Below are 18186 nucleotides of genomic sequence, written 5' to 3'. Positions count from 1 at the left end.
TGAGGCGCGGCTTCAGTCCTTCGGGGCCTCGACGATCTTCCCAGTCGGCTTCTTCGCGCCGACCGGCTTCCCGAAGTCCGAGTAGGTCAGGTCGGGGGAGGTACGGCTGCCCGTGACGTCCTGCATGATCAGGTTCGGGGTGCCGGTCGACGCGATGTAGTACGTCACCGACTTGCCCCCGGCCCCCTTCCGCGCGAGTGACGTCACCTGCAGCCCGTCCAGCTGCGAGACCCTGCCCTTGGTCAGGCCTCCTGCGCTCGCGTCGGGGGCGGCGAACTGCTCGGAGTGGCAGTAGCTGCTGAGCGCGCTCGTCACCGGGTTGCCCGCCGTGCCGTGCAGCCAGGCGCTGTCCGAGAAGGCCGTGCCCGTGCTCCTGGTCATCCACGCCGCGAACCTGGCGCTCGGCTTCACCCAGGTGTCGGTGCCCTTGCGGACGATCTCGTAACTGCCCTCCGCCGACCTGGTGACCGTGCCCGCGCACTCCGTCGGGGACAGGCGCAGATCCGAGGTGATGCCGGGACGGGCCATGCGTTCGCGCAGGGAGCCCGCCTCGGCGTTCGCGTGCGTCGCCGTGTTGTAGATGGCGTCGGCGGCCAGCTTCTCGATGCCGTTGGGCCTGGCGCCGGGGCGGGATTCGGACAGCGACCTGGACTTGGGCTTGTGGTCGGCGGCCGGCTTCTTGCTGCCGCCGCAGGCGCTGAGTGTGACGAGCGTGGCCGCGCAGGCGAGGGCCGCGACGGTACGGATGTGCAGGTGCGTGAGGTTCATGCGATTACCGAAGCAGCGGGACGGGCACCGTCCGACCCGGCGCGGACCACCGCCCGGCCTCGTACCCGCGCACAGGCCCATGGGCTCCGGCCCCGGCACACAGGTGCCGAACATAGGATCAGTGGCTTACGCGCACCTGCCCGTACGGACGACGGAGGACCGGGACTCATGACCGCGCCGCCCGAAGGCTACGCACCGCACCCCCACATCGGCGGCCGCACCGCCGCCCTGCGCGCGCTCGCCGCGTGGCGCATGGAGTGGCCGGGTGCGCCGAGGGTCCTGCTGCTCACCGGCGGCGCCGGCAGCGGGAGTTCACGGCTGATCACCGGGTTCCTGATGCTCTGCGACCCGGAGTTCCGCGGGCGGCTGCCGCTCGACGACATGGATCCGTCCACCGTGCCGCCGGACCTGCCCGCACCCGCCGTGCCGGGCCCGGAAGGGCGCACGGCGGCCCAGGTGCTGTGGCTGCTCGCCGAGCACTTCGGGCTGAGCGCCGCGCGCACCGACGAGGTGTACGAGCAACTGGCGGGGCTGGAGCAGCCGGTGACCGTCGTGGTGCCCGATGTGGATCTGGCCGGTCCGGTACGGGGCGCGGGCGAGCCCGCCCGGCTCGTACGGGAGGTGCTGAAGCCTCTGGCCGCCACCGCGACCGTACGGCTGCTCGTCGACATCCCCCGTGAGTACGCGGCCGAGTTGGCCGGCGCCCTGCCGCCCGGCGAGGTCCAGGTCCTCGACCTGGACGACCCGCAGTGGGCCGACCAGGAGGGCCTCGCCCTGCATGCCGAGGCTGCCCTCGATCCCCAACTGGGCGCACCCGAGCTGCCGTTCACGGCCGACCCCGCCGTGCGGCGTGCGCTCGCGGAGGCCGTCGCGCGGCGGGCCGGGAACAGTCCGCTGGTGGTGCAGCTGGCCGTCCAGTGTCTACTGATGGCGCCCGAGGGGTTCGATCCGGACGACGCCTCGGTGCTTCCGTCGAGCGTGGACGAGGCCCTCGATCTTCATGCGCAACGCCTGGGCGCCGATCCGCAGACGCTGCGGCTGATGCTCGCGCCGCTGGCCCTCGCCGGGAGCGACGGGCTGCCCGTCGCGCTGTGGGGCGAGCTCGCCGCCGCGGTCGCGGGCCGGGACATGAGCGAGGACATCGCGGGCGGGATGCTGCTCGCCGGTCCTTTCGTACAGCCGGAGGAAGACAGGCTGCGCCTGCTGCACCCCGCGGTCGGCGCGGCGGTCAGGGCCGGCCTGCCCGATCTGCGGGCCGCGCAGTCGCGGGTCGCCGTCGCGCTGCTGTCCACCGTGCCGGGACAGGACTGGGGAAAGGCCGATCCCTACGTACGGGATCACATCGCCGGGCACGCACTGGAGTCCGGCCAGCTGCCCCAACTCCTCACCGATCCGGGGCTGTTCGCGCACGCGGACCCCGTGGTGCTGCGCGCCGCCGTCGAAGCCTGCGAGCCCGGGGAGCTGGGGGCGCCCGCGCTGACGTATCTGCGCACCGCCCCTCTCCTCACCCGCACCCAGGCGCCCGCCGAGCTGCGCGCCGCTCTCCTGGAGACAGCGTTCGCCGAGGACGGTCTGTACGAGTACGCGGCCGCCGTGCACCGGCTCGGCTTCGAACTGCCGTGGCAGACCCTGTGGAGTGTGCGGGTGCCGGACGTCAGCGCCGTCACGGTCGGGCGGCTGCCGGAGAGCGGACAGCAGGTCGCCGCACTCGTCGTGCCCGCCGGTACTCCCGGCTCCCTCCCCCTCGGCGAGTCCGGGGCCGTCAGCATCTACGGACTGACTCAGCCGGTGGAGCTCCCCGCCGACACCGACCCCGCGCGGATCGAGCGCCCCACCGAGGACGAGCGCGCCGAGGCCCCGCTGTTCCTGAGCCGCGGCGCCGACTATCTGCGCGTCTGGGACCGGGCGAGCGAGGAGATCGTCGCCGCCCTCGTCTCCGACGTCCCCTTCACCGCCGCCGACCTCTCGCCCGACGGGGTCCTGGTGGTCGCCACGGAGCGCGGGGCCAAGGCCCTCCGTGTCCGGGCCCCGCACCTGACCCACTAGCCTCGCAATCGCCCGTACGTCACTCGAAGGAGTCCCCTCGTGATCAGCCAGGATCAGGCGCTCGCCACCGCCGACCAATGGCTCAACCCTTATGGACTGCAGGGGCCCGTCGCCCCGCGCCGTGAGGTGAAGATGCATGAGTTCGACCTCGGCTGGGTCGTGTGGGCCGCGCCCGCACCCATGGAGCGGGACCCGGAGACCGGCGAGCGGCGGCCCCCTGCGGAGATCGGGAACGCGTGCGGGGTGGTGGACCGGCGGTCCGGCGAGCTGACGGTGTGGCCCTCGGTGCCGGTCGAGGAGGTCGTACGGATGTACCAGCAGAAGCACGGTGGCGGCACGGCCGCGGTGCGCCCGGTCACCGGTCCCGGGAACACGGCCGTCTTCACGTACGTCGACCCGGCGAACGGCGAGGAGACCAGCCTCTTCAAGAACGCGGCCCCGGGTCTGCCGCCCGTGGAGTACCAGGCCTGGTCCGAGCTGCGCAGGATGAACGTCCCCGAGGGCAATGTCGTCGGGATCCACACCGATCTGCGGCCCGCGCTGCTGCCCGGCGGATACACGGCGCAGGTCCTCAACTCCTTCCCGAACGCGCAGTTCTCGTGCACGCACGAGTACGGCGCGACCCCCGAGGAGCGCGCCCAGGGCATCGCCGGTCTGGTCCAGCACGCGGAGCTGATGGCGCAGATGGCCGGCCAGCAGGCGCCGCCCCGGCCGCGGACCGTGCAGGTGCCGGCGCAGGTCGCGCCCGCGGAGCCGCTGCGCGACGTGGCGGTGGGCCGGCATCTGACGGAGGTCTTCGGCGCGGAGGGCGTACGCCGCTACGACGCCGACGACATCGCCGCCAGCCGCCTGCCGGACGACGCGAAGAAGACGTTGACGTGGGCCGGGCTCCCGGCGGACGTGCCGTTCTTCTTCACCGCGGACCGCGACGACGCGCCGCCCGCGGGGGGCCTGTTCGCGGACGGGTCGGCGGCGGCGCTCGCGGCGGGGACGCGGGCCGAGGAGTCCGACGTACGCAAGCTGGCGCACTTCGCCCGCATCGGGACGGACGGCCTCTACACGGTGATGGTGCAGGTCGACCCGTCGCGCCGTACGCCCGACGGGCTCGGCTCGGTCTGGGCGATCGACCTGGCCACAGCAAATACCCGCTGGATCAACACCTCGGTCGCGGCCTTCGCCCGCTCGCTGGCGCTGCTGGCTTCGACCCGGGTGCGGATGCGGGGACTCGACCCGGTGACGGCGGGTGCGGCGGTGGCGGCGTTCCAGGAACAGCTGGCGGCGATCGACGCGGTCGCGCTGGGTCACCCGGAGAACTGGTGGTCCGTAGTGGTGGAGCAGATGTGGCACGGGCTGTTCTGACGGGCTGACGGCAACGAGACGCGCCCCCCGCAGTGCTGTGGCTGCCGGGGGCGCGTCTCGTTGCCGTTCTCGGCTCCTAATAGAGCGAGAAGCCTCCGCTGTGGCGGCCGGGCGGCTTCTTCGGGCCGTCCGACGGGCGCGTCGGGCTGTCGTCGGGGGCGGGCTCACCCTCGCGTACGGCCTCGCGCTCCTCCTCCGAGGCCGCCTCCCACTTCTCCCGCAGGGACGCCGTGCCGGACAGCAGTCCGCGCGAGACCGACGGGTCGTCGAGCGCGTCGCGCAGCGTGACGCGGCCGGACATCAACTTCTTTGCCGCTTCCCGCAATTCGGGGCTTCCGCCGTCGCTGTCGGCGAGCTTGCGCAGCGCGGAGTTGAGCGAGCGGAGCTGCGACGGCTCCAGCGCCTCGTCCCAGACGCCGCCCTGGTCGGGGGTCTGTGCAGCCATGGGGCTTGTCCTCTTCTCTCGTTCAGCCGAAGTCGGAACGGACACGGTCCGCGTGCGGGGTCCTGCGGTGCGAGCCGGAACCGGAACTCGGGCTCTGGCTCGCGGGCGGCGTCTCCGCAGCGCCGGCCCCCTGCTCGCCGGCGCCACCACCCGAACCCCCGTTGCCCGCGAGGTGGTTCACCCCGTTCGTCGCGTGCTCGCCCGCCCGGTCCGTCGCCGCCTGCAAGTATGTACGAGGGTCGGCAAGACCCTCGATGTTCTCCTTGACCCCGGTCAGACCGTCCTTGATCCCGCTCGTCGCCGACTCCTTGAAGGTGTCCAGGCCCTCACTGGCCGCGCCCTTGAGGTCGAAGCCGCTCTGCGCCCCGAAGTTGACCTTGACGCCCTGCTCGACGAGGTTCTGCGCGACCCCCGTCGCCGCCTCCTTCGCCGCGTCCGTGATGGCCTGCCTGGCCATGTCCTTCAGCGCCTGCAGGGAGGCTTCCTTGATGGTCTTGGTGATCGTCTCGACGATCACCTTCTCCAGCTCGTCCAGCACCCTCCGTACGACCACCCGCGTGATCTGCGTGGCCCCGACGGCTCCCGCCTCGGAGAGCCCGAAGGTGAAGGGCGCGGCCGCCTGCGCGGCGGCGATTTCGAATGCGAGTGCAACGAGCTGGGCAATGACCGAGACTTTGCTGATCACGACGTTCACGGCGACGACATCAAGTGCGATGGCAATGGTCTCCGCCATGAACTTGGCATCGCCGAGATAGCCGTCGCCCGCGTACTTCTGCCATTCCTTGTCGAACGCCTCGGTGGCATCTCCGGAGTTCGCGGCACGGACCGCACCGGCGGCCGTCATTCCGGCTTCCTCGAGCCGCGCGACTTCCGCGCCGAACGCCCGCCAGGCGTCGGCGGTCTGGACGATCTTGTCCTCGTCGGCCTCGGGCCATTCGTATCCGAGCAGTCCGAGGACCCACGCGACCTCGCCGGGGAGTGTGAGTGACATGGCCGATCAGCTCCCCGGCGTGTAGGTCATGGTGACGATGTCCTCGGTCTTCTCGTAATTCGCGCCGGTCGCCGTGAGTTTGGCGCCGATCCCCTTGAGCCGCTCGGCGAGCGACGCCATGGAGTCGTTCATCCCGTCCTTGACCGGCTGGTAGACGACGTCGAACGGTCCGCCGATGGTGTCCGCGCCCCACGGCGGCTCGTCGCCTTCGAGCGCGGCGAGCGCATCCTTGAGCGTGGCTGCGGCCACCGCGAAATCGCCGCCGATCCGCTCGAATTCGCCGCCCTGGCTCTTCAGTACGGACGGATCGACGTCGAACCCACTGCCTGGCATGGTTGTTCCCCCGTTGTGCTTTCACTTTGCAATTGAATGGCGATCAGGCCGGTACCCTAGCGCACCGATGTGACATTCGGCCCGGTATGCCGCGGCCGTCACACAGGCCCCCCACACCCTGCACAGCAAAGGACGAACTCCCCGTGGCCCAGGCTCCGTTCGCACCGCCCACCGCCTCCCCCGCACCCGAAGGACCGAGAGTCCTGGGGCGCGCGGCCGGTGCCGGATTCCTGCTCCTCGCACTGCTGGCGGCGGCCTTCACGGCGTACCAGGGCGCGAACACGGTGGGCTGGATCGGCACCCACGGCGAACTGACCGTGCAGTCCTGCGACACCAGCCACACCACCACGTCGCGGGCCCGCCGCCACAACAGCCGGCATGTCACCTGTTACGGGACCTTCGTCTCGGACGACGGCAAGACCCGTGACATCAACGCCCAGATCGAGGACGGCAAGCGGCGCTATCCGGGCGGCACCGAGCTGTCGGTCCAGCGCACGGGTGCGCCGACGCTCTCCACGGACACCGATACGAGTTACGTCATCACCGCGCCGTATCGCGCGGGCGGGTGGTTCGCCGGCTTCTTCGGTTCGTGGCTCGTCTTCGCGCTCGGGCTGCTGTACGTGACGACCGGACATCTCCCGGCGGGACGCAACAAGGTCCCGTTCTCGACGACTTGGGACGCGGCGGGCCGCGGCCGGGCGCGTACGGCGGCGATCGTCGTCTCCGTCGCGGGGCTGGCCGGGGCCGCGGTGTCGTTCCTGCTGGGCCTGGTGCTCTGAGGTAGAAGGCCGCGGATGCTACGACTGGGCGACGAGGCTGTCGCCCAGTCCCCCGACCGCCGCCGTCACGAAGAACACCGCGAGAGCCAGGCGCGTACGCCCCCGCAGGGACAGCCGCATCGCGAGCGCGCAGCCGGCCGCTCCGACCGCGTACGCGCCGAGCCAGAGTCCCGGGTCGGTGCCCTTGGCCAGCCGGATCCCGATCGCGAACAGGAAGACCAGACCGAACAGCGCCTGCAGCGACGCGTACAGCCGTCGCGTCCGCCGGGCCTCCGCGGCCCGGTCCCGTACGAGACCGGGCCGCCCCTCCGCCCGGAAGCGCGCCCGCAGCTCGGCCGGCGCGGCCGTGCCGCCGCCTGTACGGCCCTCGGTCCCGTACGCCCCCTGCTCACCGTCTGTCGTCATGGCGCCGACCCTATCGCCGCGCTTTACCGATTCCTTAGACTCGCCACCATGTCTTCGCCCCGCACGCTGTCCCCCTCCCCGGCCGCCACGGTCGTCCGTACGACGGGCCGCGCCTCCAAGCTGATCGCGATCGGGACCGTCCTCGCGGCGATCGGGCTGCTCTGCCTGATCGGCGGCATCGCGATGCTCGCCGGAGGCAGCGCCCGGGGCGCGGGGGCCGTGGTGATGGGCCTGCTCTTCCTCTTCTTCGCCGCGATCCCGCTGGTCTCCGTACGGAACGGGCGCGGGCTGCGCGTCAGCCTCGACGAGACCGGCTTCTGGCTGGAGCGCGGCGCGGCCCAGGGCCTGATCCGCTGGGACTCGCTCGCCGGAGCGGGCGTCCACTGGAGCACGTTCGGCCGCCGTACGAAGGTCTACTCCCTGGAGCTGTACCCCACGGGCCCCATCGACCGTGACGATCCGGTCCTGTGGACCCTGGTCCGCGACGAGGACCCACTGGCCCCTCAACTCCCGCGCCTGCGCTACCGGTTCCCCTTCGACGCGGCGGCCCGCGACCAGCTGACGGCGGCGGTCCAGCGCCACGCCCCGCAGCTCTGGCTCGGCGAGACCGAGCGCGCGACGGGCCACATCGGCACCCCGGACCGCAAGGGCCACGTACAGCGCACGGCCGCCCGCAAAGCCTGACCGCCCCCGCGCCCTCACCTCAACGTTGCCCCTGCGCCGGGGAAAATCTGCGTCACTGCTTTCCCTTCAGTACGCCAAGGCCTCTCTGGATACTCCCAACCCCCTTCCCCCGGGCCTGCCGCCCGGGGGAGGTTTGGTGTGACAGCCCTCATCGCTCCGCTCCGACCAGAAGAGGACCAGCAGTACGTGAACGGCAATCCAGCCACGGCGGCTCTCGCCGCGGTCGGGCACCACTACTCCGCCCACTCCCCCGGCTGGGACGACTTCTTCGTGGCGATCGCCCTGGTCGTCGGCGGCGGACTCGCGATCCTGGGCGTGCACGGGGGCTTCACCGCCTGGCGCAGCTCGGGCCCGCCACGCGGCCGCGCCCTGCGGGGCGCGCTCCTCGGATCGGGCCTGCTCCTTCTCCCGGGCCTCGCCATCGCCGCACTGGGCTTCTGGCTGTACTGAGAGCGGCCTGCTGGAGTCTCCCCTCCCCCAGTACATTGAAGGCATGTCCGGTGAACTGGTTCCCGATCGCAGCAGACTCCGCGCCTCCCACGAGGACCGCGACCTGGTCGTCGAGCGGCTGCAGATCGCCGCGGGCGACGGCAGGCTGACCGCGGAGGAGCTCGACGAGCGGCTCGAGGTGGCGCTGACGGCCCGTACGTACGGGGAGCTCGAGTCCGTGCTCGCGGATCTGCCGGCGACCGCCGCGGGACCCGCCCTCCCCGTCGGTGTCGCCGCCGCGGCTCCGAAGGAGGTGTCGCGGATCGTGGTGAGCAGCGCCAGCGTCCGCCGGGAGGGTCCCTGGGTGGTGCCGCAGCGGCTGGAGATCGAGGTCGGGAGCGGCGCGGTCTCGCTCGACTTCACCGGCGCCGTGATCGCACTGCCCGTGCTCGAGATCGAGGCGTCGGTGCACAGCGGCTCGGTGACGCTGGTGGTGCCGCCGGACGTACGGGTGGACCTCGACGAGGTGACGGTGCGCAGCGGCAGTGCGCGGAACCGGGCGCAGCCCGACCCCGCGGCGCCGGTCCGGCTGCAGGTGCACATCACGGGCAAGGTCCACAGCGGCAGCATCCGCGTACGCGCCCCGAAGCCGCCGCGCCGCACCTTCGGGCAGTGGTTGTTGCGACGCCCGCAGTCGAAGCCGGAGCTCGGCCGCTGACCGGTCCGGCGTCAGGACGACGCCGGACCGGCCTGCGCGGCTGTGATCTCAGCCGAGTCCGACGGAGAACACGTGCAGCTCCCCGTCCTTCGGCAGCGTCACGCTCTTGATCTGCTTGCCGTCGGGCACCTGGAAGGGCGTCGTGGCGAAGACGTACGCAGGTCCTCCCTGACCCCCGCCCTGGTTCCTGGGGGCCTTGCCCACCACGGTGTTGCCGAAGACCGGGTCGCTGCCGCCGCCCGGCAGGGTCCAGTCGCCGAACGACAGGTCCGCGGTGCCGGTCGTGCCGTCGGTGAACGTCACGGTCGCGCTGCCCCGCTGGTCACCGTTGGTGGCGGAGCCCACGAACAGCAGCCTCCGCGCGTCCTCGGCGGCCGCGCCCAGCTCGATCGTCTGGCCGCCCGCGACCAGGTTGTCGGGGCGCCCCTGCGGGGCGGCGGGCCACACGAACGACGTGCCCGACGCCTCCAGCCGGGCGCCGCCCTTCAGCCCGGCGGCGGCGAGCCCCTGCCGGGAGAAGGTGTTGCCCGCGCCGTCGAGGTCGCCCTGGCCGTGGTCGGCGTCGTCCGACATCCCGGTGTTGTCGTACGCGGCGGACAGGCTGCCCTCCGCGGCGACCAGGACGTACGCCGAGAGCTTCACAGGGGCGGACTTCCCGGATCCCTTCACGGTCAGCGGGACTTCGTAGTAACCCTCGGGCGTCCCGGCTGCGGCGGTGACGGTGAACGCGACGCTCCCCGACCCCGTCCGCGCATCGAGCTTCAGCTGCTTGCTGCGCGCACTCCCGCTCAGCTCCTTCGGCACCTCGGCGGTGACCGTCAGGCTGTGGTCGCGCCCGCCGAGCCGCTGCGCGTCGACGGTGATGTCCGCCCCCGCGCCGCCGGGCACGACGGTGGACTGGTTGGGCGTGGCACTGACCAGGAAGGGGTGCTCGCCGGTGCGGTACGAGGGCGGCGCCGCCTGCGCGGACGTCGCCCAGTGGGTGTCGGGGGTGGTGGAGAGGGTGAAGTCGAGGCGGCCTCCGCCCCGTACGACGGACTGCGGAAGGTACGTGCGCTCCCAGTCACGGCCGTCGAGCTTCAGGTCGTGGACGTACGGGGCGGACGCCGCGGCCTTCGGCGCACGGATGTCCAAGTCCCTTCCACCGCCCGGGAGATCGAGCACGGCGCGCTCGAACAGGGGGCTGTGCACGGAGAGGTCGGGCGTGCCGGGCGTCGAGGGGTAGACGCCGAGCGCGGCCCAGACGTACCAGGAGGACTGGGCGCCGAGGTCGTCGTTGCCGGGCTCTCCGTCGGGCGTCGGGCTGAAGAGGGTGGTGGCGATGTCACGCACCGTCTTCTGGGTCTTCCAGGGGGTGCCGAGGTGGTTGTAGACCCACGGAACACCGAAGTTGACCTCGTTGCCCGCCCACATGTACGGCTCGTTCGGGCCCGCGTTGAGCTTCGCGAAGAAGGTGTCGAGCCGCTGGGACGTCGCGTCGCGGCCGCCCATCGCCTGGATCAGACCGGCCGTGTTCTGCGGTACGAGCCAGTTGTACTGGGCGGCGTTGCCCTCGTCGAAGCCGTCCTGGCCGAACTTGCCGGGGGCGGGCGGCTGGTAGCCGGGCCCGTCCGGGAAGCGGCCGTCCTCGCCGCGCGGCTGGAGGTAGTCCGTGGCCGGGTTGAGGATGTTCTGCCAGTTCTGGGCGCGCCGGGTGAAGGTGCGGGCGGTGCTCTCGTCGCCCGCGGCCTTCGCGAGCTGTGCGATCCCGAAGTCGTCGATCGCCCACTCGAGGGTGACCGAGCCGCCGACGCGGGCGTGGTCGCCGCGGGAGGCGTCGTTGTTCGGTGCGTAGCCGCGCTCGACGTAGTTCGCGATGTCCGGGCGCTCCTTGTACGCACCCGGGGTGTCGTCCACCGTCGTCGCACCCTTGACCAGGTACTTCAGCGCGGTCCTGAGGTCGAAGTCACGGGCGCCGAAGGCGTAGAGGTTGGAGATGAGGGCGACGGAGTTGTCGCCGGTCATCTGCCCGGTGTAGTCGTTGGCGACGGGCCAGCGCGGCCACCAGCCGCCCTGCACCGCGTCGTTGACGAGCGACTGCGCCATGTCGCTCGCCTCCTTGGGCCAGAGCATCGCCTGCAGCGGGGCGAGCGAGCGGTAGGTGTCCCAGTCGGAGAAGTTGGCGTACTGGTGACGGCCCTTGGGGAGCGTGCGGATCTTGTTGTCGAAGCCGATGTAGCGCCCGTCGGCGTCGTCGAACGTGTTCGGGTGCATCAGCCCGTGGTAGAGCGAGGTGTAGAAGGTCTTCAGCTCGTCGGTGTCCTGGCCCGCGACCCGGACCTTGCGCAGCGCAAGCGTCCACTGGTCGCGGGTCTGCTGCCGCAGCGCGCCGAAGTCCCAACCCGGCACCTCCGCGGCCATGTTGGCCTCGGCGCCGTCCACGGAGACGTACGACATCGAGATCTTGGCCTGCACGGTGCGGTTCTTCGCCGTGTCGAAGGTCAGATACGCGCCCGCCTTCGGGGCGTCCACCGTGTCGCTGCCCGCGGTGACGGTCTTGCCGTCCCAGGTGCCGTGCGCGGTGAACGGCTGGTCGAAGGTGATGGCGTAGTGGACGGTGTACTCGTTGCCCTTGCCGCAGAAGTTCCCGGTCGTGGCCGACCCGGTCACCTCGCGGTCGCCCACGACACGCATGTCGGCGGCCTTGTCGCCCGCGAGGCTGGCACCGCCCTTGACGAGGACCTGGGCGGCGGCGCCTTCGGGGAAGGTGAAGGCGGCGAGTCCGGTACGGGTGGTGGCGGTGAGCTCGGCCCGTACCTTCGAGTCGTCGAGGGTGACGGCGTAGTAGCCGGGCTCCGCCTTCTCGTCGGTGTGCGAGAAGTGCTCGACGCGGTCCCAGGGGGCGGCGCCGACGTCACCGGTCACGGGGAGGACCGGCACGTCGCCGAAGGCGGTGCAGCCGACCGAGGCGTGATCCATGCTGAAGCCGCGGATGGTGTCGCTGTGGTACTGGTACCCGGCGTAGGAGCCGGGGGTGTCGGGAGAGAACTGCATCATCCCGAACGGGGTCGAGGGCCCGGGGAAGTTGTTGATCTCACCGACGCTGGACCCGCCTCTGCCGGTGCCGATGAGGGGGTCGACGTAATCGCTGGGATCGTCGACGAGCGGGGCGCCGTGTCCTCCCGCGAATGCTCCTGACAACGTTGTCACAGCAACTGAAGAAGGCGCGGCCGTCCCCACGAACAGCATCGCCGCGACCGCGGCCAGCGCACCTCGAGTCTTCCAACGTCTCACGCGTACCTCCTGCTTACTTGCGGCTCAAACCCACCACACCCTCAGGGACGAACGGCGCCAGGTCAAGAGGAGGACGCAGAAGGAGAGTTGGCGACACCCCCGCGCACCACACCCTCGGACGAGTAGCGCACGACCAGAGTCAGAACCCCCGCCGTGACCGCGAAGATCCCCGTCACGGGATTGACGTACCCGGGCACGACCGCCTCGTACGTCCATCCGTTCTCCAGATGGCACCCGAACCGCAGGGGGACGAAGGAGGTCTCGTACCCGTCGAGCAGCTTGGCCCGCTCCGGCCCCAACGCCTCCTGGCACGCGCGCAGTTGGCGGTCCTCGTCGAGCAGTACGAGGTGCAGCACACCCCAGGTGTACATGCCGATCATGCCCGCCCACACCAGCAGCGCAGCGCCCTTCACGGCGGTCCGCGTGGTCCACCCGGCCCCGGCCCGCGACAGCAGCAGCACGGCGCGGATGTCGATCCACAGCGCGGCGACGCATCCGGCGACGGCCACCAGGATCACGAGGACGGGGTGGTGGCCGTCGTAAGGGTCTCCTGACATGCGGCGCAGCCTGCCACATGTGCACGCCGCATTCCGGATACGACTCCCGTTACCACCCTTCCCGACGAACTACCGCAAAACCACTCACTCCCCACTCCACAACCGCAGCTTCTCCGGATTGCGGACCGCCCAGATGTGCGTGACACGGCCGCCGGAGAGGCCGAACGCCGCCACGGACACGGTGACCCCCTCGTGCCGGGCGACCAGCCCCGGCAGCCCGTTGACCGTCCGCTCCAGAAGCACGAGCCCAGGGGTCTTGCCGGCGAACCCGGCCAGGAACTGGGCGATGCGCTCACCGCCCTCGACCGGGCGCAGGGCGGCGGCGACCAGACCGCCGCCGTCGGCGATCATCGTGGCGTCGGGGTCGAGGAGCCCGACCAGGGCCTCGATGTCCTTGGCCTCCCAGGCCTGCTTGAAGTCCCGTACGAGACCGGCCTGCCCCGCGGCCGCCCCCACCGGAGCCTGAGCGTCACGCACCCTCCGGCGCGCCGAGGACGCCAGCTGCCGGCAGGCCGCGGGCGTGCGCCCGACGATCGCGCCGACCTCCCCGAAGGGGTACCGGAAGACGTCGTGGAGGATGAACGCCACGCGCTCCGCGGGGGTCATCGACTCCAGTACGACGAGAAAAGCCATGTTCACGGACTCGTCCAGCGTGACCAGCTCAGCGGGGTCGACCGGCTCGGCCCCCGCCTCGGCCCGCCCGCTGAACCACTCCGTACGGTCGGGCAGCGGCTCGGGTATCCACTCGCCGACGTACCGCTCGCGCCGGACCCGCGCCGACCCCAGCAGATCCAGACAGATCCGCCCGACCACCGTCGTCAGCCAGGCACCGGGCGCCTCGACCGCCGCCTGCCGCTGCGGCGACATCGCGTACCAGCGGGCGTACGCCTCCTGCACGGCGTCCTCGGCCTCGGCGACCGACCCGAGGAGCCGGTAGGCGACGTTCATCAACTGCCGCCGCTCGCCGGTGACCGTACTGGTGCTCATGCTCGACCTCACATTTCGCGGGCCCGTGTCGTCGGACTACTGAGACCTTACTGATCCACTTGCCGCGAGGCAGAAGAGAGGACCGCGTCATGGCCGCACAGACGACGGCAGCACCGACCACCACCAGAGCCACGTTCCTCCAAGTCGCCATAGCCCTGCAGACGTTGACGATCTTCCTTCAGGCAGTCAGCGCGGGACTGCTGCTCTCCACGTCCTACGGCGAGACGCTGCACAGCGCCGGAGCGCGCGTGATGTACGCGGCCACGATGCTGTACGTCCTCGCCGCGATCCTGGCGTGGCGCCCGGGCGGCGGCTCACCGCGCCCCATCCTCTACTCGTCCGGCTTCCTGGTCCTCGCGTCGGTGCAGGTGGTGCTGGGCGTGACGCACCACCCGGCGCTGCATGTGCCGCTGGGCGTCCTGATGTTCGGCCTGAGCCTGCTGGCACTGGGCCAGGTGCTGTTCACCACTCGGCCGCAACCCTCCCGTGAGGCATGATCGACAGATCCCCCACGATCGGAGAGCGCCGTATGCCAAGTGGACTGACAGCCCTGGCACTTGGGAGCTTCGGCATCGGCCTGACCGAGTTCCTGATCGCCGGTCTGCTGCCGCAGGTGGCGTCGAGTTTCGAGGTCTCCGAGGCGGCCGCGGGCTGGCTGATCTCGGGTTACGCACTGAGTGTCGCGGTCGGCGCGATCGTGCTGACCGCGGCGACGGCGCGGCTGCCCCGCAAGAGGATCCTGGTCGGCCTGGTGGCGCTGTTCGTCATCGGCAACCTGCTCTCCGCCGTCGCACCGGACTACCGGATCATGCTGCTCGGCAGGGTGGTGGCGGCGCTGTGCCACGGCTCGTTCTTCGGGATCGGCTCGCTGGTCGCGCGCAGTCTCGTCGTACCGGAGAAGAAGTCGCGCGCGGTGGCGGTCATGTTCGCCGGGCTGACGGTCGCGAATGTGCTGGGCGTGCCGTTCGGCGCGCTGGTGGGTGAACGCTGGGGCTGGCGGGCGGCGTTCTGGGCGGTGACCGGATTCGGCGTACTGGCACTGGCGGGGATCGTGGCGCTCGTACCGGCGGGGACGGCCGAGACGAGCCCGCCGCACCAGTTCCGAGCATTCCGCTCCGGGCAGGTGTGGCTGACGCTGGCGGCCACCGCGCTCAGCTACGGCGGGATGTTCGGGGCGTTCAGCTACATCGCGTACACCTTCACCGAGGTCGGCGGCTTCTCCGACCGGGACGTCGCCTGGCTCCTCATGGTGTACGGGGCCGGCCTGGTGGCGGGAAACCTGATCGGCGGACGGGCGGCCGACCACGACCGCGACCGGGCCCTGATACTCGCCCTCCTGGGACTCACCGCCACCCTGACCGCGTTCGGCCTCCTCGCCACCAGCGCCACGGCCTCCGTGATACTCGTCTTCCTGATGGGCCTGTTCGGCTTCGCCACCGTGCCCGGCATGATCACGCGCGTCACGGACTTCGCCCGCGGAGCGGCACTGGCAGCCAGCGCCAATGTCTCCGCGTCCAACCTGGGCAACGCACTGGGCGCCTGGCTGGGAGGCCTGGCCATCACGGCAGGCCTCGGCTACGCGGCGCCGCTCTACGTAGGGGCGGGCATCGCCCTGATCTCGGTGATCGTCATGACGATCGCCCTCCGAACTGCCAGGGATGCACCTCGACCGAGGCATACCGATCCACGGTGAGGACGGCACGTGCGGTGTCCGCATCGGGAGCCCGAAGCAGCACAGCCGTCCCCAGCCAGGTGACACCGTCGTCGGCGAGAAGCGGCCCGAAGGCGATCAACTCCGCGTCCCCCGAGGGCACATCGAGATCCACGGCGTCCCCCTCCCCCAACCCGAGGACCAGATACCGGTCCCCCTCGGTGTCTCCGCCGGGAAACTCCCACATGGTGCGCCCCAGCACATTGCGCCACCGCCGCAACAGCACGTCGCGGTAGACACCGGCCTGATACCCGGGCTCGTCGAAGGCGAAGGCACGAGCAGAAGCAACATCGGGAAGATCGAGAATATGAATGCTGCCGGTGGGCGCTTCCCGATCTTCGGTCAGAGTGGGTCCACGAGCGATCATCTCCTTGGCGAACCCGTCCATGTAGGACCAGTGCGCTTCGAGCAGCTCGCCACGTAGCTCCAGGGAGCCGGGCCGATCACGGTGATAACAGAGAAACTCCATCTCACCAGTCTCCAGCAGGTCAGGCCGCGTTGACCAACTTCATGTACTTCGCCCAGTCCCAGTACGGCCCCGGGTCCGTGTGGTCGGTGCCCGGAACCTCGACATGGCCGATGATGTGCGTGCGCGTCTTCGGGATGCCGTAACGGTCACAGACGGCCGCGGTGAGCTTCGCCGACTGCTGGTACATCACATCGGTGAACCACTCCGGCTGATCGACCCAGCCTTCGTGCTCGATGCCGATGGAGCGCGTGTTGTAGTCCCAGTTGCCGGCGTGCCAGGCGATGTCCTTCTCACGCACGAACTGTCCGATGTAGCCGTCGCCGGAGGCGACCATGTAGTGCGCGGACACCTTGCGGGCCGGATCCTGGAAGATCCGCATCGCGTCCTGGAAGGTCTCCTGAGTGACGTGGATGACCACGTAGTTGAGGGGATAGCTGCTCGGACGGCTGGAGACCGTGTAGTTGGAGGTGCTCGCCGGTATCCAGTGCGTCACGGGATACGGAGCCGCGGCAGCAGCACGGCCGGCGGCCAGCGGCCCCAGCGCGGCGGCCGCGGCGGTAACCGCGGCACCCTGCAGCAGGCGTCGGCGCGAGGGTCTGTCGGCGTGGGGGCTGGGCTGGTCCATGGGGCGCTCCCTTGGGGAGGGGGATGGGGGGCACGCAAGCGCAAGTCGCGTCCATGACAACGACGCGCCTCATGATGAGCCCACCCCCACACCCCTGCCAAGACCTCCTGGAACATGCCAAAGGGCCGACCAAAGGCGGTTCGCGCCAGGGGTCGGCCCCGGAGGTTCAGCAGCGTGCCATCGGGGTCACTTCGTCGTGGGCAGCACCATGAGCGAGTGGCTGGTGTCGCCGCTTCCGCCCCCCACGCCCGTGACGTAGATCCTGCCGTCGTGCCAATGCGGCCACGCTCCCGAGCTCATGCTCTTGTTGACCGACTCCGGATACTCGACGAGCGTCTTCATCGAACCGTCGTACTTGCCCATCTCGATCAGTTTGGCGGCATTGTCCGTCTTGACGTACACGAGGATCCGGTTCGCGCCCGTCCCCATCAGCGGAATGTACTGGGTATGCGCCTGTGCGGGCGTTCTCCACACCTGTCGACCGCTGTCGAGGTCGTAGGCCGTCACGAAGCCGCTCTCGTGGTCCTTTCCGGCTACCCCCATCACGAAGACATTGGCGAACACGGCGGTGTCCGGCCATACGCTGCCAGACGCGCGTTCAGTGAACAGGTTCACTGTCTGGTCCAGCGCGCTGCCAAACACACTGCGCCGCACGCCATTTGCCTCATTCGCGACGTAGGTCTCGGTGTTGGAGCTGAAGACCATGGGCAAGGTCGAGACGGGGAAGGTAGTTGCCCGATTTCCCTCCTTGGTCATCCACTTCGCCTTGCCTGTTTCCGGGTCGATCAACGACTCGGTGTGCCACGACTTGACGTTCGGATAGCTGCCGCTCTCACAGCGCTGCACTCGGACGAGGAGCTCGCCTCCGGTGTACGAACCGGCATTGCAGCCGCCTGTGGCTGCCCGTTCCGGGTTCCAGGCAGAGGTGCCGTCGGCGATCCGCAGCGCGATGCTCTCCTTGTTGGTGCGGACGACCACAACACCACGCGAGCGAGCCACCGAAACCTGGTCACGGTCAACTGGATCGACGTCATTGGCCTTGAAGGTGAAGTTGAGCGACTTACTCCAGACCACCTTGCCGGTGTCGAGGTTGTACGCGGCAACGTGATCGCACGCATACCCAGCCCAAGCGCCTTCGTGCTTCCCGCCGTAGGCGACGACACCAATCCCGCCGTACGAGTCCGACGGTGCGAGGCATGCATGGTTGCCGGCGCCAGGGAGCGGTGTCGTCCAGAGCTGCGTGCCGCTCTTCAGGTCGTACGCCGTCACCCCGTCGGCCAGGGTCTGCACCACGGCCTTGCCGGTGAACCAAGTACCTTGCGTCTCCTGGTGGTTACCGATCCAAGAGGCGTTCGTCTTCACGGTCCAGAAGGGCTGGACGGACGAGCTCCTGGTCAGATACCAGGCGCCGACGCCGCCTGCTCCGGCCAGGACTACCAACGCCAGAACCAGCGTCAGGATGAGCCCTGTTCTCTTCTTGGGCGGACGCGGCGGCCCGATCGGGTTCGGTTGGCCATAGCCATATCCAGGAGGTGGCGGCATCGCAGGCTGCGGCTGCGGTGGGTACGCGTACCCCTGTTGTGGGGGCACAGCCGGCTGCGGCGGCC

The 18186-nt window shown here is 70.4% G+C and carries 19 protein-coding genes; 8 read left to right on the top strand and 11 right to left on the bottom strand.

What is annotated here, in order from left to right; genetic code table 11:
- Positions 1 to 12: 12 nt before the first annotated feature.
- Positions 13 to 768 (bottom strand): hypothetical protein, encoded by a 756-nt coding sequence (locus tag OG707_RS29965; protein WP_329123765.1) that lies wholly within the window; start codon positions 766 to 768, stop codon positions 13 to 15.
- A 168-nt stretch (positions 769 to 936) separates the two neighbouring features.
- Between OG707_RS29965 and OG707_RS29960 the strand changes: the two genes are divergently transcribed.
- Both OG707_RS29960 and OG707_RS29955 read left to right on the top strand, forming a co-directional pair.
- On the top strand, positions 937 to 2814 hold the full coding sequence (locus tag OG707_RS29960) for an ATP-binding protein (RefSeq protein WP_329123763.1): 1878 nt from the start codon (positions 937 to 939) through the stop codon (positions 2812 to 2814).
- 39 nt (positions 2815 to 2853) lie between these two features.
- Positions 2854 to 4173 carry an SUKH-4 family immunity protein gene (locus OG707_RS29955; RefSeq protein WP_329123761.1) on the top strand — a complete coding sequence of 440 codons (1320 nt, stop codon included), beginning with the start codon at positions 2854 to 2856 and terminating at the stop codon, positions 4171 to 4173.
- A 76-nt stretch (positions 4174 to 4249) separates the two neighbouring features.
- On the opposite strand, the gene OG707_RS29950 is transcribed toward OG707_RS29955, so the two are convergent.
- From OG707_RS29950 to OG707_RS29940, 3 genes are read right to left on the bottom strand one after another with little or no spacing between them, the layout of a single operon-like run.
- On the bottom strand, positions 4250 to 4618 hold the full coding sequence (locus OG707_RS29950; RefSeq protein ID WP_329123759.1) for a hypothetical protein: 369 nt from the start codon (positions 4616 to 4618) through the stop codon (positions 4250 to 4252).
- 22 nt (positions 4619 to 4640) lie between these two features.
- On the bottom strand, positions 4641 to 5609 hold the full coding sequence (locus tag OG707_RS29945; RefSeq protein WP_329123757.1) for a WXG100-like domain-containing protein: 969 nt from the start codon (positions 5607 to 5609) through the stop codon (positions 4641 to 4643).
- 6 nt (positions 5610 to 5615) lie between these two features.
- Entirely contained in the window at positions 5616 to 5942 is a 327-nt protein-coding gene (locus OG707_RS29940) for a WXG100 family type VII secretion target (protein WP_329123755.1), read from the bottom strand.
- Positions 5943 to 6085: 143 nt separating this feature from the next.
- Between OG707_RS29940 and OG707_RS29935 the strand changes: the two genes are divergently transcribed.
- Positions 6086 to 6721, top strand: coding sequence for a hypothetical protein (locus OG707_RS29935; RefSeq protein ID WP_329123753.1), 636 nt, complete (start codon positions 6086 to 6088; stop codon positions 6719 to 6721).
- Positions 6722 to 6739: 18 nt separating this feature from the next.
- Here OG707_RS29935 and OG707_RS29930 read toward each other — a convergent pair whose 3' ends face one another.
- On the bottom strand, positions 6740 to 7126 hold the full coding sequence (locus OG707_RS29930) for a hypothetical protein (RefSeq protein ID WP_329123751.1): 387 nt from the start codon (positions 7124 to 7126) through the stop codon (positions 6740 to 6742).
- A gap of 48 nt (positions 7127 to 7174) precedes the next feature.
- Here OG707_RS29930 and OG707_RS29925 point away from each other — a divergent pair, with 48 nt between their 5' ends.
- The 3 genes from OG707_RS29925 (at position 7175) to OG707_RS29915 (ending at position 8957) form a co-directional block, all read left to right on the top strand.
- Entirely contained in the window at positions 7175 to 7810 is a 636-nt protein-coding gene (locus OG707_RS29925) for a hypothetical protein (protein WP_329123749.1), read from the top strand.
- 138 nt (positions 7811 to 7948) lie between these two features.
- Positions 7949 to 8260 (top strand): hypothetical protein, encoded by a 312-nt coding sequence (locus OG707_RS29920; RefSeq protein ID WP_329123747.1) that lies wholly within the window; start codon positions 7949 to 7951, stop codon positions 8258 to 8260.
- Positions 8261 to 8303: 43 nt separating this feature from the next.
- Positions 8304 to 8957 carry a DUF1707 domain-containing protein gene (locus tag OG707_RS29915; RefSeq protein ID WP_329123745.1) on the top strand — a complete coding sequence of 218 codons (654 nt, stop codon included), beginning with the start codon at positions 8304 to 8306 and terminating at the stop codon, positions 8955 to 8957.
- Between the two features lie 48 nt (positions 8958 to 9005).
- Here the strand turns inward: OG707_RS29915 and OG707_RS29910 are convergent, their stop codons facing one another.
- The 3 genes from OG707_RS29910 to sigJ all read right to left on the bottom strand — a co-directional run bounded on the left by OG707_RS29910 (position 9006) and on the right by sigJ (position 13774).
- Positions 9006 to 12230: a GH92 family glycosyl hydrolase gene (locus OG707_RS29910; RefSeq protein WP_329123743.1), complete on the bottom strand. Its 3225-nt coding sequence runs from the start codon at positions 12228 to 12230 to the stop codon at positions 9006 to 9008.
- A 62-nt stretch (positions 12231 to 12292) separates the two neighbouring features.
- Positions 12293 to 12787, bottom strand: a complete 495-nt coding sequence (locus OG707_RS29905; RefSeq protein ID WP_329123741.1) for a hypothetical protein — start codon at positions 12785 to 12787, stop codon at positions 12293 to 12295.
- A gap of 84 nt (positions 12788 to 12871) precedes the next feature.
- Positions 12872 to 13774, bottom strand: coding sequence for an RNA polymerase sigma factor SigJ (sigJ, locus tag OG707_RS29900; protein WP_329123739.1), 903 nt, complete (start codon positions 13772 to 13774; stop codon positions 12872 to 12874).
- A gap of 89 nt (positions 13775 to 13863) precedes the next feature.
- Between sigJ and OG707_RS29895 the strand changes: the two genes are divergently transcribed.
- Together OG707_RS29895 and OG707_RS29890 are read left to right on the top strand one after the other, a co-directional pair.
- A complete protein-coding gene (locus OG707_RS29895) occupies positions 13864 to 14271 on the top strand; it encodes a hypothetical protein (protein ID WP_329123738.1) in 408 nt (135 codons plus the stop codon).
- Positions 14272 to 14303: 32 nt separating this feature from the next.
- Positions 14304 to 15467 carry an MFS transporter gene (locus tag OG707_RS29890; protein WP_329123736.1) on the top strand — a complete coding sequence of 388 codons (1164 nt, stop codon included), beginning with the start codon at positions 14304 to 14306 and terminating at the stop codon, positions 15465 to 15467.
- Here the strand turns inward: OG707_RS29890 and OG707_RS29885 are convergent.
- The 3 genes from OG707_RS29885 to OG707_RS29875 all read right to left on the bottom strand — a co-directional run bounded on the left by OG707_RS29885 (position 15403) and on the right by OG707_RS29875 (position 17941).
- Positions 15403 to 15954, bottom strand: a complete 552-nt coding sequence (locus OG707_RS29885; protein WP_329123734.1) for a YciI family protein — start codon at positions 15952 to 15954, stop codon at positions 15403 to 15405. The genes OG707_RS29890 and OG707_RS29885 overlap by 65 nt on opposite strands.
- A gap of 19 nt (positions 15955 to 15973) precedes the next feature.
- On the bottom strand, positions 15974 to 16579 hold the full coding sequence (locus OG707_RS29880) for an N-acetylmuramoyl-L-alanine amidase (RefSeq protein ID WP_329123732.1): 606 nt from the start codon (positions 16577 to 16579) through the stop codon (positions 15974 to 15976).
- 186 nt (positions 16580 to 16765) lie between these two features.
- Positions 16766 to 17941 (bottom strand): outer membrane protein assembly factor BamB family protein, encoded by a 1176-nt coding sequence (locus OG707_RS29875; RefSeq protein ID WP_329123731.1) that lies wholly within the window; start codon positions 17939 to 17941, stop codon positions 16766 to 16768.
- Between the last annotated feature and the right edge of the window lie 245 nt (positions 17942 to 18186).

The organism is Streptomyces sp. NBC_01465, assembly GCF_036227325.1.
Taxonomy (GTDB): domain Bacteria; phylum Actinomycetota; class Actinomycetes; order Streptomycetales; family Streptomycetaceae; genus Streptomyces.
The sequence above is the reverse complement of the archived record's forward strand: the minus strand, read 5'-3'. Positions and strand labels throughout refer to the sequence as shown.

Bases quoted from the DNA above. Each gene is read 5' to 3' on its own strand.
- OG707_RS29890 (WP_329123736.1), top strand. From the start codon at position 14,304: ATGCCAAGTGGACTGACAGCCCTGGCACTTGGGAGCTTCGGCATCGGC.
- OG707_RS29915 (WP_329123745.1), top strand. From the start codon at position 8,304: ATGTCCGGTGAACTGGTTCCCGATCGCAGCAGACTCCGCGCCTCCCAC.
- OG707_RS29940 (WP_329123755.1), bottom strand. From the start codon at position 5,942: ATGCCAGGCAGTGGGTTCGACGTCGATCCGTCCGTACTGAAGAGCCAG.
- OG707_RS29965 (WP_329123765.1), bottom strand. From the start codon at position 768: ATGAACCTCACGCACCTGCACATCCGTACCGTCGCGGCCCTCGCCTGC.
- OG707_RS29925 (WP_329123749.1), top strand. From the start codon at position 7,175: ATGTCTTCGCCCCGCACGCTGTCCCCCTCCCCGGCCGCCACGGTCGTC.
- OG707_RS29930 (WP_329123751.1), bottom strand. From the start codon at position 7,126: ATGACGACAGACGGTGAGCAGGGGGCGTACGGGACCGAGGGCCGTACA.
- OG707_RS29950 (WP_329123759.1), bottom strand. From the start codon at position 4,618: ATGGCTGCACAGACCCCCGACCAGGGCGGCGTCTGGGACGAGGCGCTG.
- OG707_RS29960 (WP_329123763.1), top strand. From the start codon at position 937: ATGACCGCGCCGCCCGAAGGCTACGCACCGCACCCCCACATCGGCGGC.
- OG707_RS29885 (WP_329123734.1), bottom strand. From the start codon at position 15,954: ATGGAGTTTCTCTGTTATCACCGTGATCGGCCCGGCTCCCTGGAGCTA.
- OG707_RS29895 (WP_329123738.1), top strand. From the start codon at position 13,864: ATGGCCGCACAGACGACGGCAGCACCGACCACCACCAGAGCCACGTTC.
- OG707_RS29945 (WP_329123757.1), bottom strand. From the start codon at position 5,609: ATGTCACTCACACTCCCCGGCGAGGTCGCGTGGGTCCTCGGACTGCTC.
- sigJ (WP_329123739.1), bottom strand. From the start codon at position 13,774: ATGAGCACCAGTACGGTCACCGGCGAGCGGCGGCAGTTGATGAACGTC.
- OG707_RS29880 (WP_329123732.1), bottom strand. From the start codon at position 16,579: ATGGACCAGCCCAGCCCCCACGCCGACAGACCCTCGCGCCGACGCCTG.
- OG707_RS29905 (WP_329123741.1), bottom strand. From the start codon at position 12,787: ATGTCAGGAGACCCTTACGACGGCCACCACCCCGTCCTCGTGATCCTG.